The 24,599-nt window shown below is 67.1% G+C and carries 21 protein-coding genes; 12 read left to right on the forward strand and 9 right to left on the reverse strand.

Going from position 1 to position 24,599, the window contains the following annotated elements; translation table 11 throughout:
* Positions 1–25 precede the first annotated feature (25 nt).
* Positions 26–928 (forward strand): SDR family NAD(P)-dependent oxidoreductase, encoded by a 903-nt coding sequence (locus AC07PZ_RS00905; protein WP_495293115.1) that lies wholly within the window; start codon positions 26–28, stop codon positions 926–928.
* Between the two features lie 67 nt (positions 929–995).
* On the forward strand, positions 996–2,726 hold the full coding sequence (locus tag AC07PZ_RS00910; protein WP_495293116.1) for a tannase/feruloyl esterase family alpha/beta hydrolase: 1,731 nt from the start codon (positions 996–998) through the stop codon (positions 2,724–2,726).
* Between the two features lie 57 nt (positions 2,727–2,783).
* Here AC07PZ_RS00910 and AC07PZ_RS00915 read toward each other — a convergent pair whose 3' ends face one another.
* From AC07PZ_RS00915 to AC07PZ_RS00930, 4 genes are all read right to left on the reverse strand, one after another.
* Positions 2,784–5,429, reverse strand: coding sequence for a hypothetical protein (locus AC07PZ_RS00915; protein ID WP_495293117.1), 2,646 nt, complete (start codon positions 5,427–5,429; stop codon positions 2,784–2,786).
* A 194-nt stretch (positions 5,430–5,623) separates the two neighbouring features.
* Positions 5,624–5,959 carry a hypothetical protein gene (locus AC07PZ_RS00920; RefSeq protein ID WP_495293118.1) on the reverse strand — a complete coding sequence of 112 codons (336 nt, stop codon included), beginning with the start codon at positions 5,957–5,959 and terminating at the stop codon, positions 5,624–5,626.
* Positions 5,960–6,182: 223 nt separating this feature from the next.
* A complete protein-coding gene (locus AC07PZ_RS00925; protein ID WP_495293119.1) occupies positions 6,183–8,021 on the reverse strand; it encodes a sensor histidine kinase in 1,839 nt (612 codons plus the stop codon).
* Between the two features lie 113 nt (positions 8,022–8,134).
* Entirely contained in the window at positions 8,135–8,794 is a 660-nt protein-coding gene (locus AC07PZ_RS00930) for a response regulator (RefSeq protein ID WP_495293120.1), read from the reverse strand.
* A gap of 123 nt (positions 8,795–8,917) precedes the next feature.
* Here AC07PZ_RS00930 and AC07PZ_RS00935 point away from each other — a divergent pair, with 123 nt between their 5' ends.
* From AC07PZ_RS00935 to AC07PZ_RS00945, 3 genes are all read left to right on the forward strand, one after another.
* Positions 8,918–9,520, forward strand: coding sequence for a CHAP domain-containing protein (locus AC07PZ_RS00935; protein ID WP_495293121.1), 603 nt, complete (start codon positions 8,918–8,920; stop codon positions 9,518–9,520).
* Between the two features lie 65 nt (positions 9,521–9,585).
* A complete protein-coding gene (locus AC07PZ_RS00940) occupies positions 9,586–11,046 on the forward strand; it encodes an N-acyl-D-amino-acid deacylase family protein (protein ID WP_495293122.1) in 1,461 nt (486 codons plus the stop codon).
* 3 nt (positions 11,047–11,049) lie between these two features.
* A complete protein-coding gene (locus AC07PZ_RS00945; protein ID WP_495293123.1) occupies positions 11,050–11,475 on the forward strand; it encodes a YybH family protein in 426 nt (141 codons plus the stop codon).
* Positions 11,476–11,509: 34 nt separating this feature from the next.
* Here the strand turns inward: AC07PZ_RS00945 and AC07PZ_RS00950 are convergent, their stop codons facing one another.
* Positions 11,510–12,487, reverse strand: coding sequence for a GlxA family transcriptional regulator (locus AC07PZ_RS00950; protein ID WP_495293124.1), 978 nt, complete (start codon positions 12,485–12,487; stop codon positions 11,510–11,512).
* A 96-nt stretch (positions 12,488–12,583) separates the two neighbouring features.
* On the opposite strand from AC07PZ_RS00950, the gene AC07PZ_RS00955 reads away from it, so the two are divergent.
* Genes AC07PZ_RS00955 through AC07PZ_RS00985 form a run of 7 tightly spaced genes read left to right on the forward strand, consistent with a single transcriptional unit; the run spans position 12,584 to position 19,778 of the window.
* On the forward strand, positions 12,584–13,273 hold the full coding sequence (locus AC07PZ_RS00955) for a DJ-1/PfpI family protein (RefSeq protein WP_495293125.1): 690 nt from the start codon (positions 12,584–12,586) through the stop codon (positions 13,271–13,273).
* A gap of 26 nt (positions 13,274–13,299) precedes the next feature.
* Positions 13,300–13,992: a DJ-1/PfpI family protein gene (locus AC07PZ_RS00960; protein ID WP_495293126.1), complete on the forward strand. Its 693-nt coding sequence runs from the start codon at positions 13,300–13,302 to the stop codon at positions 13,990–13,992.
* A gap of 11 nt (positions 13,993–14,003) precedes the next feature.
* Positions 14,004–15,248 carry an ABC transporter substrate-binding protein gene (locus tag AC07PZ_RS00965; RefSeq protein ID WP_495293127.1) on the forward strand — a complete coding sequence of 415 codons (1,245 nt, stop codon included), beginning with the start codon at positions 14,004–14,006 and terminating at the stop codon, positions 15,246–15,248.
* Positions 15,245–16,021 (forward strand): ABC transporter ATP-binding protein, encoded by a 777-nt coding sequence (locus AC07PZ_RS00970; RefSeq protein WP_495293128.1) that lies wholly within the window; start codon positions 15,245–15,247, stop codon positions 16,019–16,021. The genes AC07PZ_RS00965 and AC07PZ_RS00970 overlap by 4 nt, the downstream gene beginning before the upstream one ends.
* A complete protein-coding gene (locus tag AC07PZ_RS00975; protein WP_495293129.1) occupies positions 16,011–16,727 on the forward strand; it encodes an ABC transporter ATP-binding protein in 717 nt (238 codons plus the stop codon). Before AC07PZ_RS00970 ends, AC07PZ_RS00975 begins: the two co-directional genes overlap by 11 nt.
* A gap of 3 nt (positions 16,728–16,730) precedes the next feature.
* Positions 16,731–18,653, forward strand: a complete 1,923-nt coding sequence (locus tag AC07PZ_RS00980; protein ID WP_495293130.1) for an ABC transporter permease — start codon at positions 16,731–16,733, stop codon at positions 18,651–18,653.
* Positions 18,654–19,778 (forward strand): NAD(P)/FAD-dependent oxidoreductase, encoded by a 1,125-nt coding sequence (locus AC07PZ_RS00985; protein ID WP_495293131.1) that lies wholly within the window; start codon positions 18,654–18,656, stop codon positions 19,776–19,778. It begins immediately after the preceding gene.
* A 48-nt stretch (positions 19,779–19,826) separates the two neighbouring features.
* Here the strand turns inward: AC07PZ_RS00985 and AC07PZ_RS00990 are convergent, their stop codons facing one another.
* From AC07PZ_RS00990 to AC07PZ_RS01005, 4 genes are all read right to left on the reverse strand, one after another.
* A complete protein-coding gene (locus AC07PZ_RS00990; protein ID WP_495293132.1) occupies positions 19,827–20,600 on the reverse strand; it encodes an SDR family NAD(P)-dependent oxidoreductase in 774 nt (257 codons plus the stop codon).
* A 72-nt stretch (positions 20,601–20,672) separates the two neighbouring features.
* Complete coding sequence (locus tag AC07PZ_RS00995; RefSeq protein WP_495293133.1) at positions 20,673–22,313, reverse strand: AMP-binding protein; 1,641 nt, start codon at positions 22,311–22,313, stop codon at positions 20,673–20,675.
* A 4-nt stretch (positions 22,314–22,317) separates the two neighbouring features.
* Positions 22,318–23,556, reverse strand: coding sequence for a thiolase family protein (locus AC07PZ_RS01000; protein WP_495293134.1), 1,239 nt, complete (start codon positions 23,554–23,556; stop codon positions 22,318–22,320).
* A gap of 5 nt (positions 23,557–23,561) precedes the next feature.
* Positions 23,562–24,596, reverse strand: a complete 1,035-nt coding sequence (locus AC07PZ_RS01005; protein WP_495293135.1) for a branched-chain amino acid ABC transporter permease — start codon at positions 24,594–24,596, stop codon at positions 23,562–23,564.
* Positions 24,597–24,599: the final 3 nt, after the last annotated feature.

The following is a 24,599-nucleotide window of genomic DNA, read 5'->3' on the forward strand; positions in this document are numbered from 1 at the left end:
GCCGCGCGCATTCAAAGGATTCGAAATGAAGAAGTTTCTGGATGGCCGCGTCGCCATCGTCACGGGCGCGGGCAGCGGCCTCGGCAAGGCGCACGCACTGGCACTCGCGAGCCATGGGGCGCGCGTGATCGTCAACGATGTCGCGGGGGCGCAGCCGGGTTCGCCGGGGCATTGCGTGGTCGACGAGATCGTGCGGGCGGGCGGCGTCGCGCTGGCCGATGGCGGCGATGTCACCGCGTTCGAGCAGATGGAGGCCATGGTCGCCCGCGCCATCGCGACATGGGGACGGATCGACATCCTCGTGAACAACGCCGGTGTCCTGCGGGACCGGACCTTCGCCAAGATGTCGCTGGACGACTTCCGGCTGGTGATGGATGTGCACGTGATGGGGGCCGTGAACTGCGTGAAGGCGGTGTGGGAGCACATGCGTGCGCAGAAGTACGGGCGCATCGTCATGACGACGTCGTCTTCCGGGCTGTACGGCAACTTCGGCCAGGCCAACTACAGCGCGGCCAAGATGGCGCTCGTCGGTCTGATGCAGACGCTGGCCCTGGAAGGGGAGCGGCAGAACATCCGTGTGAACTGCCTCGCACCCACGGCCGCCACGGCCATGACGGAAGGCGTTCTCGCGCCGGATGCGCTGGCGCGGCTTCAGCCCGCGGCGGTCAGCCCGGGCCTGGTCGCGCTGGTCGGCGACGACGCGCCCACGCGCGCCATCCTGCTCGCCGGCGCGGGCAGCTTCGAGAGCGCGAACATCACGATGACGCGGGGCATCTTCATCGGCGATGCGCCCGACGCCGCGCAGCAGGTGCACGCCCGCATGGACGAAATCCGCGACCGCGAAGACGAATGCGTACCGGGCACCGGCTTCGAGCAATACCGGCTCGAGCTGGCCAAGGCGGGCATCGAAGTCGCGCTGCCGGGCTGAGTTGGCGGCGGCGCACCCGTGCGCCACGCCGCAAGCCCTTCTCTCGAACAACAACAGCAGGAGACATATGAAAAGCAGAATCAGACAACTGACGGCGATCGGCACGGCCTGTGTCGCCGCCATGGCACTGGCCGCGTGCGTCGGCACGGGAACGGGCCCGGACACAGGCAGCGCCGGCATGACAGGCACATCGGCGAAGTCCGCCACGCTCAGTTGCGAGCAGCTCCTGGGCATGGCCGTTCCGGCGGGTTCGATCGGTCTGCCCACGTCCGGGGCAACGGTGACCTCGGCCAACCTCGTGGCGGCCAGCGGCTCCGGCGCCACCGCCATCCCGGCGTATTGCGAGGTGTCGGGGAGGATCTCGCCCGTCGACGTCACGGCGCCCAACATCCTGTTCCAGGTCGGCCTGCCGGTGAACTGGAACCGCAAGGCCGTCATGTTCGGCGGCGGCGGCTTCAACGGCACCATTCCCGGCGTCAGGTCCAATGTCCCGGCCGGTCCCGTCGACAGGCCCACACCTCTCGGCCAGGGCTATGCGACCTTCGCCAGCGACTCCGGCCACCAATCGAATGGCCTGGGTTCGCGCGACGGGCTGTTCGGCCTGCATGACGAAGCGCTGCGCAACTATGGTGGCGATGCCTTGAAGAAGACGCGCGACACCGCTGCGGCGATCATCAAGGCGCATTACGGAACGAGCCCGGTCAAGTCGTATTTCGCGGGCGGCTCCAATGGCGGACGCGAGGCGCTGACGATCATCCAGCGATGGCCGGCGGACTGGGACGGCGCGATCGCGTGGTACCCCGCATGGAACGACGTGGGCGCGCTGCTGGGCGGACATCATCTGAGCCGCGCGCTGGCACAGCCCGGCGCCTACCCGAACGCCGCGAAGCGACTCGTGCTGTACGAAGCGGCGATGGAAAGCTGCGACGGCCTGGATGGCGTGGTCGACGGCCTGATCAGCAACCAGAAGGCATGCAACGCACGATTCGATCCGTCGACCGCGACGCTTCGCGGCGCGCCTGTCCGATGTGCCGGAGGAGCCGACACCGGCGACAGCTGCCTGTCGGACGCACAGATCCGTGCGATGAAGACCATCAACGGCCCGCTCGACTTCCGGCTGCCCATGGCGAACGGCGACACCAGCTATCCGGGCTACAACGTCTGGGGCGCGGACACCGGCATCGCCAGCTGGAAGTCGCCGGTTCAGCCCTACGTGACCTTCGTGAATTTCGGCGCTTCGCAACCCGCGCGGCCCATGCCGGCCAATGCGCCGTACATGAGCGTCCTCACCGACCAGTGGCTGCGGTACTTCGTTGCGCGCGACCCGAAGTTCGATGCATTGGCCTTCGATCCCGCAGCTCCCGGCGCCTGGGCGAATCGCCTGCAAGAGATCAGCGCGCTGCTGGACGCCAGCACCGACATCTCGGCGTTCAAGGCTCGGGGTGGAAAGCTGCTGCTCGCGCACGGACTGGTCGACGTGGTCGTGAGTTCGCGCGCCACCGAACAGTATTACCAGCGCCTGCAGTCGCAGATGGGCGCGGCGCAGGTCGATACGTTCGTGCGTTTCTACGAAGTGGCCGGATACGGGCACGCGGGCAGCAGCGTCTTCAACGCCAGCTGGGATTCGCTCACGGCGATCGACCGGTGGTCGGTCGACGGCGCGGCACCCGAACGGCAGATCGTCACCGATGCCGTGGGTGTGCCCGGGCGCACGAGACCGCTGTGCGACTACCCGAAATGGCCGAAGTACGTGTCGGGCAATGTCGACCAGGCGGCGTCGTTCCGATGCGCTGAATAAGAAGCGGACCCGAGCCGCCGAGACGCTCGCAAGGCCGGGCGTCTCGTCTCCGGAACATCACGGCAACGTCGCGACCGCGAGGCGGCTGTCCGCGATCATCACGACCTGCTTGTGGCCGAGCAGTGCAATCGCGGCGATGTTCGTGCCGGTCGTTGCCGTCGCCGGGCTCACGGCGAGCTGGGTGCCTGCGGGGATCAGCAGGGTCGGCGTGACGATGCCCGAGGTCACGCCGGCCTGGACCGAGTACAGGCCGCCGATGGCACCGATGTAGATCGTTCCGTCGGTATCGATCGCGAAGCTGCGGACCGACGATAGGCCCTGCAGCGACGTGACCGTGCCGTCGATTGCGATGTGGCGCAGGAAGCCCCCGTCGTTGACCCACAGGGAGCCGTCGGGCGCCGTGTTGAGCTGCCCCGGCCCCGGGAACCCCGCGGTGGCCAGCGTGCCATCCAGCCGCGAGCGATTGAAGACGCCCGCATAGGTGCTCGTCGCGCCGGTGACGGCGTTCACGCGCCGGATCGTCTGGCTGCCGGCGTCCGACACGAACAGATCGCCATTCGGCGCGATGGCCATGCCGCGGTTGGTGTTGAACAGCGCGATCGACGCCGATCCGTCGGCATAGCCGAATGTCGTGCTGGAACCCGCCAGCAACGTCGTCGTGCCGTCGGGCGAGATGCGGCGCACCCCGTAGTTGTCCGAGGTAAAGACCGTGCCGTCGGACGCCACCGTCACCGAGTCGCCGACGTTGGCGAAGACGGCTTCGTTCCGCTTGCCATCCACCACACCGGCGGGCGATCCGGGCAGGCCCGCCAGCAGCGTGACGCTCCCGGTGTTGTCGATGCGACGGATCGACCTGGCGGCGTTGTCGGCCACGACGACGCCACCGGCCGGGTCGGCAAACAGGGAATTGGCCCGGTTGATCGCCAGCCCGAAGGGCAACTGCGCCAGCACGCCGGTCGTGGTGTCGCTGGTGCCACCCGAGAAGTTGAAGGTGTCGGTCGCGATCGACCGCACACGGCCGGTCGCATCGGTGATGCGCAGCGCGCGCCGGTCGCCGATCATCAGGCCGCCATCGCCGGTCGGCGTGATGCCGTTCTGCTGCGAGTTGTCGAGGAAGGCGTGCCCCGGCAGGCCGTCGACATATCCCGGCCCCGGATTGCCGGGCGTGCCCGCGAAGGTCGTGACCGCGGCGGTCGTGATGTCGATCGCACGGATCAGGCCGGCCGCGTCATAGACATACAAGGTGTTGCCGCTGATGGCCAGATGGTTGGGCCCGGGGATGTCGGCCGCCGTGCCGATGCCGTTCTGCGGGGCGAGCGTGGCGTTCGAGCCGGTGCCGGCAAGCGTCGTGACCACGCCGGCCACCGAGATCCGGCGGATCCGGCTGTTGCCGGTGTCCGAGACATACACGTCGCCGTTGGCGGCCACGGCCACGTCGAACGGCGAGGAGAACTGGGCACTGCTCGCGGCGCCCTCCTTGAAGCCGGCCAGCGCGGTGCCGGCAACGTCGGTGACCATGCCGGCAGGTGTGACGCGCCGGATCTTGTTGTTGCCCGAGTCGGCGACATACAGGTTGCCGTCCGGCCCCATGGCGATCCCGGTCGGGAGGTAGAAGCTCGCGGCGGGCCCCGTGCCATTGACGGCGCCGCCCGCGTTCGCCACCCCGGCGATCGTCGACACCGTGCCGTCCGCGGTGACCTTGCGGATCGTGTAGTTGTTGGTGTCGGCGACGTACAGGTTGCCGGCCACGTCGACCGTCAGGCCCTTGGGCGTGTTGAACGATGCGACGGCGGGGCCGCCGTCGATGGCGCCCGAGCCGTTGGTGCCCGTCACGAAAGTGATGGACGACTGGTCCGCCGACAGCCGCTTGATCAGGTTGCCGCTGACGAATGCGTAGCTGCCCGCCGGTTCGCGGACCACCGCGCCGGGAATGATCCGGGCCGGGTCGCGCGTGTTCTCGCCAAGGTAGCGCAAGGTCAGCGCGGCGGGCATCGAGACCGTCAGCACGGCGACACCGCTGGCCGTGGTCGACTGGCCGCTGCAACTCAGGTTCGCGCGGAACTGCGCGCCGTTGTCGCTCGCAGATGCCGTGAACGAATAGTTGGCCGCCGTCGCGGCGGCGATGTCGGTGAAGGTGCCTGCCGCGGCACGCTGCCACTGGACCGCCAGCGTGCCGCTGCTGCAGCTTCCGCCCACGACCAGCGACACCGGATTGCCGGCGGTCACCGCTGCATTCGCCGGCTGCTGCGTGATCGCCAGCACCGGTGCCACGCTGGTGACCGTGAGCGTGGCGCCATTGCTGGTCGCCCTTCCCGCCGTGTTGCTGACGACCGCGCGAAAGACCGCGCCGCTGTCGATCGGCGCGGTGGCGGCAACCGAATAGGCCGCGGACGTTGCGCCTGCGATGTCGGCGCCGTTGCGCTGCCATTGGTAGGCCAGGGGTGCGGTGCCGCTGGCGACGACCGTGAAGCTCGCCCTCTGTCCGCTGGCGACCGAGAGGTTCGCGGGCTGCTGCGTGATGACGGGCGCCGTCACCGCTGGCGTGACCCCATCGGATGGCGGCGGAACGCCGGCGCCGGGTGGCGGTGCGTCGGCGCTGCTGCCGCCGCCGCCGCACGCTGCGAGCAGCGCAACGCACAGGCAGAGCGCCGTGGCGCGGAGCCGGGCGATGGGAGACCGAAAAGGCAGGACGAGGGTTGGCATGGTGCGATCCATCTCAGAATGAACAGGGGGCGGTGACCCGGCCATGCGCGGCGAACCACGCGTGGTGCGGACCTTGAATCGGGTCGGGTCGGGCGGCCGCTGGGTCAACGCGAGCCTAGGGACACCCACCGGCTGCGGAAATCCCGCCATCACGCGATGGCCGTTCGGGATATGACGGGAATCGGGGCCACGCGCTACCCCTGCGCGCAGGCCGTCGGTGCGCGCATGCGCTTCCATTGCGCGCGGCGCCGCAACACGATGGCGGTGACGCAGGCGCAACCCAGAAAATTGATCACGGAGATCAGCACGAAAGGCAGGTCGCGCAGCACGACCATCCCGTACAGCATGGCCGTCCCTTGCGACAGCACCCATGAACCCCAGGTCAGGACCGAGACCGAGTGCGCGCCATCGTTGCAGCGCCATACCGCGATGATCTGCGGGAGATACGTCACGAGGCGGGTCGCGTTCGTGACCAGATACAACCAGGCAATGGCGCCGAGCCAGACGCTTTCGGTGGGGACGGTGGCCATCGGCATCATCGCGCGCTGCCCTCCGAACGCTTGCGGCCTGGACCGACCCGCATGTCGATTTCGACAGCCGCCATGCGGACCCGGCCGCATCGAGAAATGTGCTGCGTCATGACGCTCCTTTTCGTGACGAAGCTCCTTCCACGAAAGAGTGGCAGGAGTGGCACGACTTTAGGAACGACGTCTTTGCCTGCAAATGCCGCGAGGGCGCGAGGCGATCGCGTATCTATGGGATGGGGCGCTCGCCGGTGGAGGCCGGCATCGGATCCGTAGAACGTTTGGCCAGTGGCAGGTACAGGAACAATCTGGTACCGCCCGGCCCCGATCGCACGCTCAATTCCCCGCCCGACTGCTTGGCGCGTGCCCGCATGTTGCCCATGCCACGCCCTGGCCGCTGTTCGGAGAAATCCGCGCCGCGGCCATCGTCCGCCACTTCCAGTTCCAGTCGGTCACCGCGCTGGCGCAGGTCGATGCGCACGTTCTTCGCGCCGGCGTGCTTGAGTACGTTGGTCAGCGCTTCCTGGGTGATGCGCAGCAGTTGCAGCGCGGTCTGGCGCGACAGGTTCAGGCCGCCCTCCGGGACGTCGATCGACCAGCTGGGCATCACCTGTGCCTCTCGCATCTGGGTCTGCCAGCGAAACAGGAAGTTGCCCAGCGCCGCCTGGAAGTCGTCGTCGGGTGCCAGCACTTCGAGGGACAGGCGCATGTCCGCGATGCAGTCGCGCAGAGCCTCGGCGATCTGCGTGCCGCTCATGTCGCCGCGCTCCACCCGCAACAGCGAGGTGAACAGGCGCGAGCCGAGACCGTCGTGGATCTCGCGCATGATCAATTGCCGCTCATGTGCGGCGGCGTGTTCGCGCTGCAGCTCGGCCATGCGCGCGAAGTTCTCCGCCAGACGTCGTTCGCGCTGAGCGACGCGGGACTCCAGCGTTTCGTTGAGTTCGGCAAGACTGCCGTTGGCCAGTTCCAGTGACGAGAGCGCCTGGATGAACCGGTTCGTCAGCAGCCCGCCCATCCCGAGCAGCACCAGGTTGGCGCCATAGTGCAGCAGAAAGATGCGTTGCCCGATCCAGGCCTCGGGCAGGAAGTGCGCCAGCGCACCGGGGTTCCAGGCCAGCGCGTAGTCGTGCACCCCGGTCAGCACCGCGATGGCCAGCGTGACGGGCATGATCGCCGCCGCCATGGTGCGCTGACGCCACATGGCCCAGGCCGATACCCACAGGATGGCCAGGCCGATCGGGATCAGGCCCGCCGTCCAGATGCGGTTCACCATGACCTCGTCGCCGGAACCCGCCCACCACAGCCAGAGCGGGCCGGCGAGCCAATAGAACACCAGGATCTTTTCGGCCCTCGGCCAGAAGATGCCTGCCAGGCGCATGGCGAACAGCGCCAGCACGACGATGAATCCGCCCGTCGCGCAGTGGTAGGCAATGCGCCACAGATTCCAGCTCTCGGTCGTCATGCGCTCGACGATGAAAGTCATCGTCCGCACGCCCCACAGCGCACTGGCCAGGCCGAACAGCCCGTAGAGCACTTCGCTTCGGCGGCGCCAATAGATGAACAGGACGAAACCCGACACCAGCAGGCACACGACCACCGTCACCTGCGGCATGGTGCGGACCCAGAAGGTCCGGCGGTCGGCGCGTGGCCGCAGCTCGGACTCCAGCCCGACCAGGACGCGCGGAAAGTGCTGGATGGTCTGGTCCGTGGAAGCACCCGTGCGGATCGCAATCTGGTTGCGGCCCGGTCGAAGCAGCCCGGCCGGCACCGTGATGAGGTGCGGCCGCTCCCAGCGCACCTGCACCGTGGGCGATCCCTCCGGCACGCTGCCGGCGAGCATCCCGTTGATCCAGATCTCGCCGCCCTCGTAGAGAAATGGCAGGCACACCGCCCACTGCGCACGGCTGTCGGGGTCGGGCGTCCAGTCGAAGTCACCCCGATACCACAGCGTGCCCGATGACGAATCGCTCGGGGCGACCGAATCCGGCAACCTCACGTCCACCCAGGAGACGGGGCCATCGCGATCGCCCGGCGGCGTGACGGAGGGCGAGGTCGTTCTCTGCATGTGCCTGAATTCCACGGCCGCCGACCAGGCGGCGTCGGCCCAGGATCCGATCGCCATCGCGACGATGACCCACCGGAGACAGTTCAGGAGAAAGGAAAAGGCAGCGCGCCGGCTCACAGCAAGCCCAGCTGGCTGGCTTCGTAGACGGCTTCGCTGCGCGAGTGCACGGCGAGCTTGCGGTAGATCTTCTTGACGTGGGCCACCACGGTGTGCGGCGAGATGTCGAGCAAGGTGCCGATGGTCTCGAACGTGTAGCCCTTCGCGATCATCCGCAGCAGCTCCCCTTCGCGCGGCGTGAGAAGCGAGGGCTCGGCCACGGGCATCGGACTGGCGCTCGTTTCAGGCATGGCCCTGGACCGGAATCGTTCCAGCACTTTCCGCGCGATGCCTGGACTGATCGGCGCACCGCCGGAGCGCAGCTCGTGGATGCTGGACGCGATCCGCTCGGCCGAGGCGTCCTTCAGCAGATAGCCGCTGGCACCGGCCTCGATCGAAGTGACCACATGGTCGTCGTCGGCGAACATGGTGACGACCAGTATGTCGCAGGCCGGATGGTGCCGCGCCGCGTGACGGATCACGTCCACGCCATGGATGTCCGGCAGCCCGAGATCCACCAGGAGCACGTCCGGTGTCTGCAGGTCGAGCATGGCCATGCCCGCCTGTCCCGTGCTGACGGCAGCCACCAGGCTCAGCAACGGATCGTTCAGCACCGCATTGGAGAATCGGCGCATGAATTCCGGCTCGTCTTCGACGATCAGCACCCTGGTCGGCATCTTTCCTCCTGGCGACGACGACGGGATTTTGACATCCTCCCCATCCATGAGCCATCGCGTCAACACGTGATGGCGAGGAGCGCCAGCCCGGCGTATGGTCTTCAGCCTTGACCAGGAGTTGCGATGACGACCGTGCAAGAAGTTCTGGGCCGGGCCCTGTCGATGGTGGGCCGCGGCACGCTGTATTGGGCCGGCACCGGCGGCCTCTACCCGGCCGCCGATTCTCCGGCCGAGGCGCTGGCCGTCGGCCGCGAATGGCCCCGGTTGCCACCCGACCAGCAGGCGATGCTTCGGCCCCTGGCGTTGGCGGCGGGTTTGGATGTGGACGATCCCGGCCTCGTCGCGCCGGCCTGTGACTGCTCGGGCTACGTGTGCTGGGCACTGGGGATTTCGCGGCGCATTGCGCCCGCCGATGGCCCGGCGCTCTGGATCAACACCGACAGCATCTGGGCCGACGCGACCGGTGCCGGGCTGCGGTTCCGGCAGATCGACCGCGCCGTGGCGGGCTGCCTGGTGGTCTATCCCAAGCAGGGCAGCAAGGAAAATTTCGGCCATGTCGGCCTGGTGACCGACGTCGGTGCCGACGGCCATGCGACAAGGGTCGCGCACTGCTCCGCCACCAACTTCACCGAGGCGCCGCACGATGCCATCAAGGCGAATGCGGGCGAGGCCTTCAAGCACCAGTCGAAGTCCGTCTATGCGTGGTTCCGCGGCGTCTCGCCTTGAGCGCTTGGCGGATTTGGGATTCCATTTGTCGTTTACGCAAGCCGGACGGGTGCCGAGAATGAATCATGACCACGCCCAACCATTTCGACCTGCTCATCCGCAACGGCACCGTGATCGACGGCACGAAGGCCCCTCGATTCACAGCCGACATCGGGATCACCGATGGCCGCATCATCGCCATCGGTGAGCTCGGCGCCGCCACCGCGGCACAGGTGATCGACGCCACCCGATTCATCGTCGCCCCCGGCTTCATCGACTCCCACACCCATGACGACCAGGCCGTGCTCTCGCACGCCACGATGCCCTTCAAGGTCTCGCAAGGCGTGACCACGGTGGTGGCGGGCAATTGCGGCATCAGCGCCGCACCGCTGCGCGAAGGCATGGACCTGCCCATGCCGCTCAGCCTGCTCGACTCGCCCGCCGAGGGCCGCTTCACATCCTTCGCCGCCTACCTCGACGCGCTGCGTGCCACGCCCTCCTCCGTCAACGTGGCCGCGATGGTCGGCCACTCGACCCTGCGCGCGCTCACGATGGACGACACCGATCGCCCCGCGAGCGACGACGAGATTGCCGCCATGCGCGCGCACGTCGAAGAAGCCATGCAGGCCGGTGCCATCGGGCTTTCGACCGGCACCTTCTACCCGGCCGCGACCCAGGCAACGACGGAGGAAATCATCGAGGTCGGCAGGCCGCTGACCGCGCGCAAGGCGCTGTACGTGACCCACATGCGCGACGAGTCCGACCAGATCATGGAGGCGCTGGAAGAGACATTCGCGATCGGCCGCGCGCTCGACGTGCCGGTGGTCGTGTCGCACCACAAGGCCATGCACAAGGCGAACTTCGGCAAGACGAAGCTGACCTTGCCCATCATTCGCGAGGCCATGCGGCATCAATGCGTGTCGCTCGACTGCTACCCGTACACCGCCGGCTCCACCGCGCTGCGCACCGACCGCGGCATGCTGGGCGGCCGCGTGCTGATCGCCAGCAGCGAGCCGCATCCCGAACGCGCCGGGCAGGACCTGGACGACATCGCGGCCGAATGGGATGTGAGCAAGGAAGAGGCCGCGCGCCGCCTGCAGCCGGGCAGCGCGATCTACTTCATCATGGACGAGGACGACGTGCAGCGCGTGCTCGCGTTCGATGAAACCATGATCGGCTCCGACGGCATTCCGCTGGGCACCAGGCCGCACCCTCGCCTGTGGGGCACCTTTCCGCGCGTGCTCGGCCACTACAGCCGCGACGTCGGCCTGTTCCCGCTGGAGACGGCCGTTTGGAAGATGACGGGGCTCACCGCGCGCAACTTCGGGCTGCACGAGCGCGGCACGCTGAAAGCCGGGCATCACGCGGACCTCGTGATCTTCGACGCGATGGGCGTGCGCGACACGGCGAGCTACGAGACACCCGACACGCCGGCCGAAGGCATCGAGGCGGTGATCGTCAATGGCGCCGTCACCTGGCAGCACGGCAGGCACACGGGTGCGCGCCATGGGCAGGTCATCACGCGCCGCGACGCCGCAAAGGCCTGAGACATGACCGACGAAGAACTCATCCGTGCGGCGAGAACGGCATCCAACGCGGCCATCCTTCGCAAGGATGTCGACACGATCGCCAGCTTCTGGACCGACGAGGTCCATGTGCTCGGCTCGATGTCGCTGCAGCTTTCGGGCATCGAAGCGAATCGGCAGTTCTATGAAGCGCAGTTCGCCACGCGCTCCGACACGATCTACACACGCACGCCGTCCACCGTGCATGCCATGGCGGCGTGGAAGGTCGCGCTTGAATCCGGTGACTGGGTCGCCACCTGGACGGACATCGACGGGCCGGTGCGGGTCAGCGGGAATTACATGGCGCAATGGCTGCGTTCGGAGGCAGGCTGGCGCATCCAGGGCGAGCTCTACGTGCCGACGTCTTGCGCGGGCGGCGCCTACTGCGGGATGCACCCGATCAAGGGCTGATGCACCACGCCGGATTACGCCGGTCCACGCCGCCTCATGTCGCCTCGCGCCGGCAATGCAATTCCCGGAACAGCAGCGGCGTCATGCCGAACCGCCGGTCGAATGCCTTTGACAGCTGCGCCGCCGTCGAGTAGCCGGTCTTCGCCGCGATCTCCTTGATCGACACGCCCACCGCCAGCAGGTTGCGCGTGTGGTCGAGCCGCAGCGTTTCGACGAAATGCGCAGGCGTCTCGCCCGTCGAGCGGGTGAACTTGCGCAGGAAGGTGCGGTCGGACATCGCGACGCGTGCCGCGAGCCTGGGCACGTCCAGCGGCTCCGACAGGTGTTCGCGCATCCAGTGGATCAGCGCGGAGAACGGCGCGTCGGCATGCGTCTGCGCGTCGAGCACCGGGCTGAACTGCGACTGGTAGCCGGGCCGGCGCGCATACAGCACGAGGCGCTTGGCGATCGCATTGGCGATCTCGCCGCCCAGGTCGGCGGCCACCATCTCCAGGCTCATGTCGATGCCGGTGGTCACGCCCGCCGAGGTCCAGATGTTGCCGTCGTTCACGTACAGCGCGTTCACGTCCACCTGCGTGTCCGGATAGGTCTCCGACAGTTGCGAGCAGGTCGACCAGTGCGTTGCGACGCGCTTGCCACGCAGCAGGCCGAACTGCGCGAGCGCGAAGGTGCCGGTGCAGATCGAGCCGTACCGCCGGGCATTGCCGCACGCCTTGACCGCCCAGCGCTGCACGGCCTTGTCGTGCGCCATCGCCATCAGTCCGGTGTGTTCGCCGCCTGCGATCAGCAGCGTGTCGACATTCGATGCGGGCACGCTCCGGATCGGACGCGTCGCCAGCTCGACCGCGCTGCTGCTCTGCAGGACACCGCCTTCGGCCGACAGGATGTGCACCTTGTAGAAGGGCGAACCCTGCGCATCGTTGGCTGCCGCGAAGACCGACGCCGCGCCTGAAACGTCCAGGATCTGCACGCCCGGAAAGGTGAGGATGGCGACGTGTCGGGATGATGACATTGGCAAATATTAGCTTTGTTTTGTCATTTACGCCAAGCAGTCGGCTCCACAGAATTGGAGCCTCGAACACACCATCACCAGCAAGGACATCGACGCGTGACACCGACACCCACCACCACCCTGCACATCGGTTTCCTGCTCTTCCCCGACGTGACGCAACTCGACCTGACGGGCCCGGTGCAGATCCTGAGCCGGGTGCCGGGCGCGAAGATCCACCTGGCGTGGAAGGCCATCGAACCGGTGATGACCGATGCCGGTTTCAGCATCAACCCGACCACCACGTTTGCCGATTGCCCACCGCTCGACGTGCTGTGCGTGCCCGGGGGTGTGGGGGTCGTGCCGCTGATCGACGATCCGGTCACGATCGCGTTCCTGCAGAAGCAGGCACGGAAGGCGCGCTACATCTCGTCGGTCTGCACGGGCTCGATCGTGCTCGGCGCCGCGGGCTTGCTCGAAGGCTACGAGTCCGCCTGCCACTGGTCGTGGCTGCACCTGTTGCCCGCGTTCGGCGCGACGCCCGTGGCGCAACGCGTGGTGCGCGACCGCAACCGCATCTCCGGCGGCGGCGTGACCTCGGGCATCGACTTCGGGCTCACGCTCGCGGCGGAGCTGGCCGGCGAAGAAGCGGCGCGGCTGATCCAGCTGGGCGTGGAGTACGACCCCCGACCTCCGTTCGATTGCGGCTCGCCCGCCGCGGCGGGGCCTGAGCGCGAGGCGATCGTGCGCGCACGCAACGCCAGGGGCGTGTCGCTCGCCCAGGCCGCCATTGAAAGGCTCGCATCATGAACGCACCAGCACAATCCTCCGCGCCCTTGCGCATCGGCATGCTGATCTTTCCGGAGATCACCTCGCTGGACGTGTTGGCCCCGTTCGAAATCCTCTCGCGGGCCAGCAACAGCAAGGTCCAGTTCGTCTGGAAGAGCACCGACACCGTCACCGGTGACACCGGCCTCAAGCTGACTCCCGATGTGAGCTTCGCCGATGCACCGCAATTCGACGTGCTGATGATCCCGGGCGGCCCCGGGCAGATTCCGCTGATGGACGACGCCGACGTACTCGCCTTCCTCAGGAAGCAGGCGGCCGGCGCGAAGTACATCACGTCCGTCTGTACCGGCTCGCTGCTCCTGGCCGCGGCGGGCCTGATGCAGGGCTACAAGGCCAGCACCCACTGGCTCTCGTTCGACCAGCTCGCGCAGTTCGGCGTCGTGCCGACCGACGAGCGCGTGGTCATCGACCGCAACCGCATCACCGGCGGTGGCGTCACATCCGGCCTGGACTTTGCATTCAGCGTGCTGGCCGTGCTGCGCGGCGAACACGAAGCAAAGAAGATCCAGCTCTTCATGGAATACGACCCCCAGCCGCCGTTCGAAAGTGGCCACCCGCGCGTCGCATCCGCCGCGCTGGTCGAAGAGGTGCGCACCATGGCCGAGCCCATGCTGATCAGGAGACGCGAGGCCTCTGCCAAGGCCGCCCAAGCAATGAAATCCCTCGATCCCCTCGCCTGAAAGGAAACGTCATGACCTCCTCCTTGAATCGCAGACCTCTCTGCGCACCTGCACTGCTGGCGGCCACGCTGCTCGCGGCCGCGCCTGCCTTCGCCCAGATCTCCGACGGCGTCGTGAAGATCGGCGTCATCAACGACCAGTCCGGCCCCTACTCCGCCTTGAGCGGCCCCGGCTCGGCGCTCGCGGTGACGATGGCGGTGGAGGACATGAAGAGCCAGCTCGGCGGCATCAAGGTCGAAGTGCTCGTGGCCGATCATCAGAACAAGGCGGACCTGGGCGTGACGATCGCCAGGCGCTGGTTCGATGTCGAGCATGTCGACGCGATCATGGACGTGAGCAATTCGGCCGTGGCGCTCGGCATCCAGACGGTGATCAAGGAGAAGAACAAGATCGGCATGTACGGTGCCATCGGCACCACGGAACTCACCGGCAAGCAGTGCGTGAAGACGGGCTACTCGTGGCTGCACGACTCCTACGCGCTCGTGTCCGGCCCGGTGCGCTCCATCCTCAAGAGCGGGGGCAATACCTGGTACTTCGTCGCAGCCGATTTCGCCTTCGGCAAGAACGCGGTGCAGGTCGCCAAGGAAATCCTCGCGGCCAACGGCGGGAAGAGCGTGGGCGAGACCTATCACCCGATGTCCACCTCCGACTACAGCTCCTTCCTGCTGCAGGCGCAAAGCTCGAACGCGAAGGCCGTGATGTTCGCCAACGGCGGCGCGCAGCTGGTGAACTCGATGAAGCAGTGGAAGGAGTTCGGCATGCAGAACGGCAAGCAGAAGCCGGTCGCCACCATTCTCGAAATCTCCGACGTGCATGCGGCCGGCCTCGACGTGATCGAAGGCTTGTCGGCCACCACCGCCTGGTACTGGGACAAGGACGACCAGGCGCGCGCCTTCGGCCGCCGCTTCTTCGAGCGCTTCAAGGCGATGCCCACGGCCACGCAGGCGTCGATGTACTCGGCCGCGAGCCACTACCTGAAAGCCGTGGTCGCCACCAGGAGCGATGCCACCGATGTGGTCGACGCGAAGATGCGCAGCACGCCGGTCAACGACATGTATGTGAAGAACGCGATGCTGCGCCCCGACGGCAAGCTGAGCCACGACTTCCTGCTGGTGACGGTGAAGTCGAAAGCCGACTCCAAATACCCATGGGACTACTACAAGGTCGACACCATCATCCCGGCGAGCGATGCGCTATCGCCGCTCGGCGAAAGCGACTGTCCGCTCGTGGACAAGGCGAGCATTCAGAAGAAATGAACGCAGCCATTGCAAGCGACGTGGACGCCGAGTCCATTCTTGTCGCAAAGGGCCTGACGCGCAGCTTCTCCGGCTTCACCGCCGTGAAGAACGTGGACATCAACGTACGCCGCAACACCATCCACTCGGTGATCGGCCCGAACGGTGCGGGCAAGAGCACGCTGTTCAACCTGCTCACCCGCTTTCTCGAAGCCGACGCGGGCAGCATCACCTACAAGGGCGCGGACGTCACGCGCACCCGGCCCGCGCAGCTCGCACGCCAGGGTGTGGTTCGCTCGTTCCAGATCTCGGCGGTGTTCCCGCATCTCACTGCCTCGCAGAACCTGTGCATCCCGCTCCAGCGGATGGCGGGATTCGCCAGGGTGTTCTGGCGCTCCACCGCCTGCATGAGCGAGATCGAGGACCGCGTGGCCGATCTGCTCAAGCGCTTCGGCCTGAGTGCGTATGCACATGTGGCGGCCGGCGAACTGCCGTATGGCCGCAAGCGTGCGCTCGAACTCGCGACCACTTTTGCGCTGGAGCCGGAGCTTGCGCTGCTCGACGAGCCGATGGCGGGCCTGGGCATCGAGGACGTGGCGCGCGTGACCGACCTCATCGCGCAGCAGTCCGGCGGTGGCGGAAACACCATCGTGATGGTCGAGCACAACCTCAAGGTCGTGCAGAAACTCTCCAATGTCGTCACGGTGCTGTGCCGCGGCGAGGTCCTCGCGGAAGGTGCCTATGGCGCCGTGGCCGAAGACCCGCGCGTGCTGGAGGCCTACATTGGTCACTGAGGCGAACTCCCCGGTCCTCGATGTGAAGGGCCTGCGCGCCGGCTACCTGGGCAACCAGGTGCTGGACGACATCAGTTTCCACCTGAAGCGCGGCGAAGTCGTCACGCTGCTGGGGCGCAACGGCGCGGGCAAGTCCACCACGTTGAAATGCCTGATGGGTTTCATCGACGAGAAGTCCGGTTCCATCGAGTTCGATGGCACGGCCATCGCACGGTGCCTGCCCGAGCAGATCGCACGCCTGGGCATGGCCTACTGCCCCGAAGAGCGCGGCATCTTCTCGCAGTTGTCCGTGCTGGAGAACCTCACGCTGCCACCGGTGATCCGCGAAGGAGGCCTCAGCGTGGACGAGATCTACCGGCTCTTTCCCAATCTCCACGAGCGCAGCGCCAGCCAGGGCACCAAGCTGTCGGGCGGCGAGCAGCAGATGCTCGCCATCGGGCGCATCCTGCGCACCGGCGCGAAGTTCCTGCTGCTGGACGAACCCAGCGAAGGTCTTGCGCCCGTGATCGTGAAGCTCATCGGCAAGACCATCCAGCAGCTCAAGGACCGCGGCTTCACCATCCTGCTGGTCGAACAGAACCTGCGCTTTGCCTGCGAGCTGGCCGACCGGCACTACGTGATGGAGACGGGCCGCATCGTCGACGAACTCTCGCGCAGCGAGATCAACCACAACCTCTCGCGTGTCCAGGCGCACCTCGGGATCTGAACCATGTTTGACATTCTGGGCATCTCGCCCCAAGCACTCGTCGGGCAGGTCCTGCTGGGGCTGATCAACGGCTCCTTCTACGCGATGATGAGCCTGGGGCTGGCGATCATCTTCGGCCTGCTGAACGTCGTGAACTTCACGCATGGCGCGCAGTACATGATGGGTGCGTTCGCAGCCTGGATGCTGCTGCAGTGGGCCGGCATCAACTACTGGTTCGCCATCGTGCTGGCACCGCTCGCGGTCGGCGCGAGCGGCATGTTGATGGAGCGGCTCTTCGTGCGCCGGCTCTACCACCTGGACCACACCTACGGCCTGCTGCTGACCTTCGGCGCCACGCTGATCATCGAGGGGCTCTACCGCAAGAGCTTCGGCGCGGCCGGCCTGCCGTACGAGAACCCGATCCCCGGCGGCTTTCGCACGAGCCTGGGCTACATGCCCTACTACCGGCTGTGGGCGCTGTTCGCTTCGTTCGCCGTGTGCCTGGGCACCTGGCTCGTGATCGAGAAGACCAAGCTCGGCGCCTACCTGCGCGCCGCCATCGAGCGGCCCGACCTGGTGCGCGGCTTCGGCATCAACGTGCCGCTGATGGTGACGCTGGTCTATGGTTTCGGCGTCGGCCTGGCGGGACTGGCGGGGGTGTTCGCCGCACCGATCTACAACGTCAGCCCGGCCATGGGTTCGAACCTGATCGTCGTGATCTTCGCGGTCGTGGTGATCGGCGGCATGGGCTCGATCAAGGGCGCGATCATGACGGGCTACCTGCTCGGTCTCTCGGAAGGACTGATGAAGGTGTTCTATGCGCCGCTGGCCGACACGGTAGTCTTCATCATCATGGCGGCGGTGTTGCTGATCAAGCCCGAGGGTCTCTTCGGCAAGGGCGTGATCACGCAGAAATTCTCGGGCGCCATGACCAGCCAGGCTTCTTCGACGAAGACGCGCAGCCGGCCTCTGGCCTGGCTGATGCTCGCGGTGTCAGTCGCGGCGCTGGTGGCGGCGCCGTTCTTCGTCTACCCGGTGTTCCTGATCAAGGTGCTCTGCTTCGCCGTGGCTGCCAGCGCCGTCAACCTGCTGCTCGGGTACATGGGCGTGCTGTCGTTCGGCCATGCAATGTTCTTCGGCTTCTCGGCCTATGTGTCCGGGTACCTGGCCACGGTCTTCGGCATGGCGCCGCAGTGGGCCATCCTCGCGGGAACGGCCGCCTCGGTCGTGCTCGGCGGCATCGTGGGCGTGATCGCCGTCCGGCTGCAGGGCATCTACTTCGCGATGTCGACGCTGGCGCTGGCACAGATGGTCTATTTCTTCTGCGTGCAGGCGCCCTTCACCAACGGCGAGGACGGCATGCAGAACATTCCGCGCGGCGTGGCCTTCGGCGTGTGGGACCTGAAGAGCGACATCTCGACCTATTTCTTCGTGCTGCTGATCTGCGCGGCCTGCATCCTGATGATCGCAAGGCTGGTGCACTCGCCGGTCGGACGCATCATCGCGGCCATTCGCGACAGCGAGCCGCGCGCCGTGTCCCTGGGCTACAACGTCAACCGCTACAAGCTGGCGGTGTTCGTGTTCTCGGCCGGCGTGACGGGCCTCGCCGGCGCGACCAAGGCCATCGCGGTGCAGATCGCGACGCTCACCGACGCGACCTGGCAGATGTCCGGCGAGTTCGTGCTGATGACGCTGGTCGGCGGCCTGGGCACCATCGTCGGCCCGGTGCTGGGCGCGTTGACCCTGATCGGCATGGAGACTTACATGGCGGGGCTGCAGGACTGGGTCACGGTGGTCCAGGGCCTCGTCTTCTTCATCGTCGTTCTCTCGTTCCGCGCGGGCATCGCGGGGACGTTCGCCGCGGCATTTGCAGGCGCGAGGCTGCCGGCCCGCAAGGCCGAGAGCAGCCGCGCCGCGACTCCCCTGCAGGCACACCAGGAGCATTGAGTGCAGTTCGACATCGTCATCGTCGGCGCGGGCATCGCCGGCGCATCCCTCGCATGGCAGCTCGCGCCGCACGCGCGCGTGGCGCTGCTGGAGATGGAGGAACAACCCGGCTACCACGCGACCGGCCGCTCTGCGGCGCTCTTCATGGAGACCTATGGCACGCCGATGATCCGTGCGCTGACCTGTGCGAGCCGCGCCTTCTATGCAGTTCCGCCCGAAGGCTTCGCCGAGCACCCGATCCTGTCGCCGCGCGGCGTGATGCACGTGGCCAGGACCGGACAGGAGCAGGCGCTCAAAGATGCCCTCGCGTTCGCGCGCGAGAGGTCGCCGGATGTCGAGCTGCTGTCCACGTCGCAGGTCATCGAACGTTGCCCCGCGCTGCGCGCCGATCTCATTTGCGGCGCCGTGTACGAATCGGATGCGATGGACATCGACGTGCATGCCCTGCACCAGGGCTACCTGCGCGGCTTTCGCCGGCACGGCGGGCAGTTGCTGAACAACGCGGCGCTATCGTCGGCGCAGCGCGCGGCTGGCCAGTGGACGATCGAGCTGGCCGATGGACGCTTGCTGACCGCTGGCCAGCTCGTCAATGCCGCTGGCGCCTGGGCCGATGTGGTGGCCGTTCGCTGCGGCGCGATGCCGATCGGGTTGCAGCCCAAGCGCCGCACCGCCTTCACCTTCGATCCGCCGGCTGGCAGTGCCATCGCCAGCTGGCCTGCCGTCATCGGCGTCGACGAGAGCTACTACTTCAAGCCCGATGCCGGCCAGTTGCTCGGTTCCCCCGCGAACGCCGATCCGGTGGACCCGCAGGACATCCAACCCGAAGAACTCGATGTCGCCACCGGCATCTACTGCATCGAGGAAGTCACCACCATGCAGATCCGGAGGCCGAAGCACACCTGGGCCGGCCTGCGCTCCTTCGTCGCGGACGGCGATCTCGTGATCGGCGCGGACAACCACTGTCCGCAGTTCTTCTGGGTGGCGGCGCAAGGCGGCTACGGGGTCCAGACGGCATCGGCAGCGGCGGCGCTGGCCGGCGCCTTGCTGCTGGGGCAAGAGATGCCGCAGCACCTGGCCGCGCACGGCGTGGTGGCAGAGGCGCTTTCGCCGCGGCGGCTGCGCTGACGGCGCCGCCCGAGCGGCGCAGGTCAGCCCAAAGTCGGCATTTGTCTTTCAGCGAGCGCGCAGGCGCGAGGCCGCGTCCAGTCGGATCGTCTCGGCATTCAGGTATGCGTTCTCGATGATGAACGCGCAGCAATGAGCGAACTCGCGTGTCTCGCCCATGCGCGGAGGCGCTTCGACCTGCAATCGCAGCCGCTCGAGCGCCTTGCTGTCGAGCTGCGCTGCCATCGGCGTGAGAAAGAGGCCCGGCGCGATCGAGTTGACGCGGATGCCTCGTGCACCCAGCTCACGCGCAGCGGGCATGTTCAGGCCGATGACGCCGGCCTTGGTCGCCGAGTACGCGCACTGGCCGATCTGGCCCTCGTAGGCGGACACCGACGAGATGTTGATCACCACGCCGCGCTCCTCGCCATCCTCGGGGTCGTTGGCCGTCATCCGCTCGGCGCACTGGCTCATGGCGTTGAAGGTTCCGACGAGATTCACCATGGTCGTCCGCGTGAAGTGGGCGAGCGGCGTGGCCCTGCCGTCCCGGTCGAGTACCTTGGCCGGCCCGAGGATCGCCGCGCAGTTGATGCCAACGTGAATGGCGCCGAAGCGCGACATCACCGCATCGAGCGCGAGCCGCAGCGACTGGTCGCTGCTCACGTCGGCGCGCGCGTACATGGCCCGGTCGCCCAGTTCGCTGACGGCGCGGCGCCCCGCATCGTCATCCAGGTCGAGAAGCGCGACCTTCGCGCCTTTCTCCTCGATCAGATAGCGCGCCGCCGCGAGACCCAGGCCGGAGGCGCCTCCGGTGATGACGACGACTTTGTCTTGAATGTGCATGAGGAACTTCTTTCAGCGAGGAGGAGCGTCGCGTGCGAGGTCGCGATCGCCGGGTCATGGACGGTGGCTGCATCAACCACGCAGGATCTCGCGCGGCAGATCCCGGCGTTGCGTGGCCTCGGCATGCACGTCCTGCGGTTGCGCCACGAGGGCTTCGATCAGGAAGCGTTCCTGCGGCTTCTCCGACGCCGTCTTCGGGATCTGCGCGACGACCTGAATGAAGGTCGGCACGAAGTTGGGTTCGAGCATCAGGCGGCATCGACGAAAGAGGTCCTGCGGATCGAACTGCGGCGATGAATTCGGGACCACGGCCGCGACAACGTCCTTCTCCCCCGGGGCGCCGGAAGCGGCGGGCACGCCGTACACGTACACGTCGTGCACCAGGCCGGACTCGGCGATCGCCTTCTCCACATACGCGGGCGTGATGAAGTCACCATTGCGGCGTATGCCGCCGCCCTTGCGGTATTCGTAGAACAGCCAACCGGCCTCATCTTCACGCAGCACGTCACCCATGTGGAGCCAGCCGTCCTGGGTCTTCTGTGCCGAGGCCCGGGGATTGCCGACGTACTCCACCTTGAAGGGCGATCCATCGGCAGCTCGCAGCAGCAATTCGCCAGGGGAGCCGCGCGGCACGCCCTGGCCTGATTCGTCCACCAGGCGGTAGATGAATCCGGGCGCGATCCTTCCGACGCTGCCGACCGGACCGCCTCCTATCGGATTGACCGCGAGGCCGCCTTCCGCCGACCCATAGAACTCCAGCACGTCCACGCCGAAGCGCTGCTCGAAGTTCCGCCATATCGCAGCCGGCATACCGGCCGACACGACGAAGCGCACCGGGTTGTCCGAGTCGTCCTCGCGCGGCGGTTCGGCATACAGCGCGGTGGTCATTCCCCCGAGCAACGTGAAGCTGGTGCAGCCGTACTTGCGTGTGAGCGGCCACAGCCGCGTCTTCGTGAAACGCCGCGAGAAGACCATCCGGACGCCGCCGACCATTGCCGGCCCCAGCGTCACGAGGAGCGCGTTTGCATGCGTCAGCGAAAGACCCGAGTAAAGCCGATCGGTGGCCTGGTATCCGAACAGCCCGAGGGCACGCGCCGAGGTCTCGCAGAAGCGTCGATGCGTCAGCACGATTCCCTTGGGATCCCCCGTCGTGCCCGAGGTGTGCATGATCAACATGGTCTCTTCGCCGGTGTCCTGCGGCACGGGAAGCTCCTCCCCTTCGCGCTGCACGAGGGCCGAAAAGTCCTCGACGTTCCGGCTCCACAGCGCGCGGCCCGGACCTTCGTCGGTCGCGAGAGCAGCCAGCCAGCCGATGTCCAGTCCGCCTTCGGCAGCGTCCTCGACGTTGGTCAGCGCATAGTCGGCGGCGATGACGGCCTGCGCACCGGCGTTCCTGATCATGAACGCGAGCTTCTCGCCCTTGGTGCGCGGATCGATGGGCACGAGAACCGCTCGCAGCAGGGCGGCCGCCACCATGAGTTCGATGAACTCCGCGTGATTCGCCATCAGCACCGCCAGGACGGTTCCGGCGCCGACGCCGCGCCGCCGCATTCCACGGGCGAGCGCCTGGCCATGGAGCCAGAGGTCGCCGTAGGTGCGGACATCGTCGGGTCGCACGTTCGCACCTTCGAAGACCAAGGCCTCGCGACGCGGTTCCGCCAGCGCGAACGCGCGGACGATGGCAGCGATGCTGTCGTGGGAGATCGCAGTCACTCTCTCACTCCTTCTGAAGGATGCTGATCACGATGGCGGCGGCGTCGTCGCCGATCCAGCCACCGCCGTTTTCCGCGAGCGCGGTGCGCGCGCCCTCCACCTGCCTGCCACCGCAGCGCCCACGCAGCTGGTCGGCCAGTTCGACGAGCTGCGCACAGCCCGATGCGCCGATGGGGTGGCCCTTTCGCAGCAGTCCGCCTGAAGGGTTGACGGGTATGGCGCCGCCGAGCCGGGTTGCGCCGCTGGCCAGCAGGCCGGCCGCGCCGCCGGCATCGGCCAGTCCCAGGTATTCGTAGTACATGAGCTCGGCGGGAGCGCCGGCATCGTGCAATTCGATGACGTCGAGATCGCGCGCGCCCAGGCCGGCCGCGTCATAGGCTCGCCGGGCTGCGTATGGCGCAAGGCGCGTCGTCTCGCCGGGTTCGTAGTCCCAGCCCGATGCGAGCACGGACGACAGCACGCGCACCCGATCCCGGAGACCCATCTCGCGCGCCTTCTTCTCCGACACCAACACCAGGGCCGCCGCGCCGTCGCCGATGGGTGCGCACATCGGCCGCGTCATCGGGTCGACGATCAGGGGGGCTGCAAGCACCTGCTCGATGCTCAGCACGTCCTGGAACTGTGCCTTCGGGTTCAGGCTCCCGTGAAAGGAGTTCTTGGCCGCGACGGCCGCAAAGTCGCGCCGCGTGGCACCGGTGGTGCGCATGTAGTCGCGCGCCATGCCGGCGTACAGGTCCATGAACAAGGACCGGGACCGGCCGGCTTCGCCGATGTCGCCTGCGGCGCCCGTGCGCGACATGTTGGCCGCCAGGGCGGCCAGTACCTCGTCGATGGCCTCCAGATCCACGGCACCCTGGAACACCGAGAAGGTGCGCGCCTTGTCTTCGCTGTAGAGCTTCTCGAAGCCGGCGACCAGCACGATGTCGTGCGCGCCCAGCTCGATCATGGTCACCGCCTGCTGGAATGCGGTGGCGGACGTCGCGCACGCGTTCTCGATGTTGATCACCGGAATTCTTCCGATGCCCATCCCGCGCAGCACGACCTGCCCCGGGATGAGCACCTGCCCTGTCATGACACCGGCCGCCGCGTTGCCCATGTAGGCGGCCTGCAGCAGCGACGGGGCGATGCCGGCGTCGTTCAGGGCCTCGTCGATGGCTTCGGCGGCCAGGGATTTGAGGCCGCGGTCCAGGTGTTTTCCGAAACGGGTCATGCCGGTGCCGGCAATGAAGACTTTGTTGGTCATGAGGGTCAGGGAGTTGTTGTTGTGTCGTCGGGACGGAGCGTCCTGCGCTGCCATGCGCCTTGCAGCCAGCCGCCGATGCCGTGTGGCGCAAGGAAGACCACGACCATCAGCGCGATGCCGAACACGAGCCACGGCGCCGACTGGGAAATGCTCTCGGCCAGGTTGGGGGTCAGCACGATGAACGCTGCGCCGATGAATGCGCCGCCGAGACTGCGGATACCGCCCACGAAGCTGCCGACCAGCAACGAGACCGACAACAGGAACGGAAAACTCTCGGGAGAAGCGAACTGGCTGGCAAGCACGCTCAGTGCGCCCGCAAGGCCCGTGTACGCCGCGCTGAGGCCGAACATCTGCGTCTTGATGGCGGTCACGTCCAGCCCGCCGGCCGTCGCCGCCAGCGGATGGTCGCGCGACGCATCGATCAGCCGCCCGAACTGCGAGCCCAGAATTCGCCGGGCCAGCAACAGGGCGAGCAGCGCGCAGGCGGCCACGCAAACCATGATGCACCAGTCCGGCTTGTCGGCCAGCACGCCCGGAAACACAGGCTTGTTCAGCACGATGCCCTGGACACCACCGGTCAACCATTCGATGCTTTTCCACTTCAGCGTCTGGGGTGTGACGACCGCCACGGCGAAGGTGGACAACGCCAGGTACAGCATCGGCAGGCGCAATGCCGGGAACCCGAAAAGGAAGCCGATCGCATAGCAGAACACCGCCGCGGCCGGGATGCCCAGGTACAACGGCCAGCCGAACCGGTAAGCCAGCACCGCCGCGCAATAGGCGCCCAACGCGAAGAAGGTGCCATGGCCCAGCGAGATCTGTCCGGTGTAGCCGGTCAGCAGGTTCAACCCCAGGATCGCGATGCCGAAGATCAGCACCTGTGTCAGCACGAAGAGCGGATAGCTCTGCCAGCCGAACGCCCACGCCAGCAAGGCCAGGGTCGCGAGCGCGATGGAGAGCGTGATCGCGGGCGCCGTTCGGCGCGTCCTGGCGGGCTGCGGCAATGCAACGGCCGCACGCTTCGAAACGATGGCGTTCATGGC

This window comes from Variovorax sp. GW821-FHT10B04 (assembly GCF_059415645.1).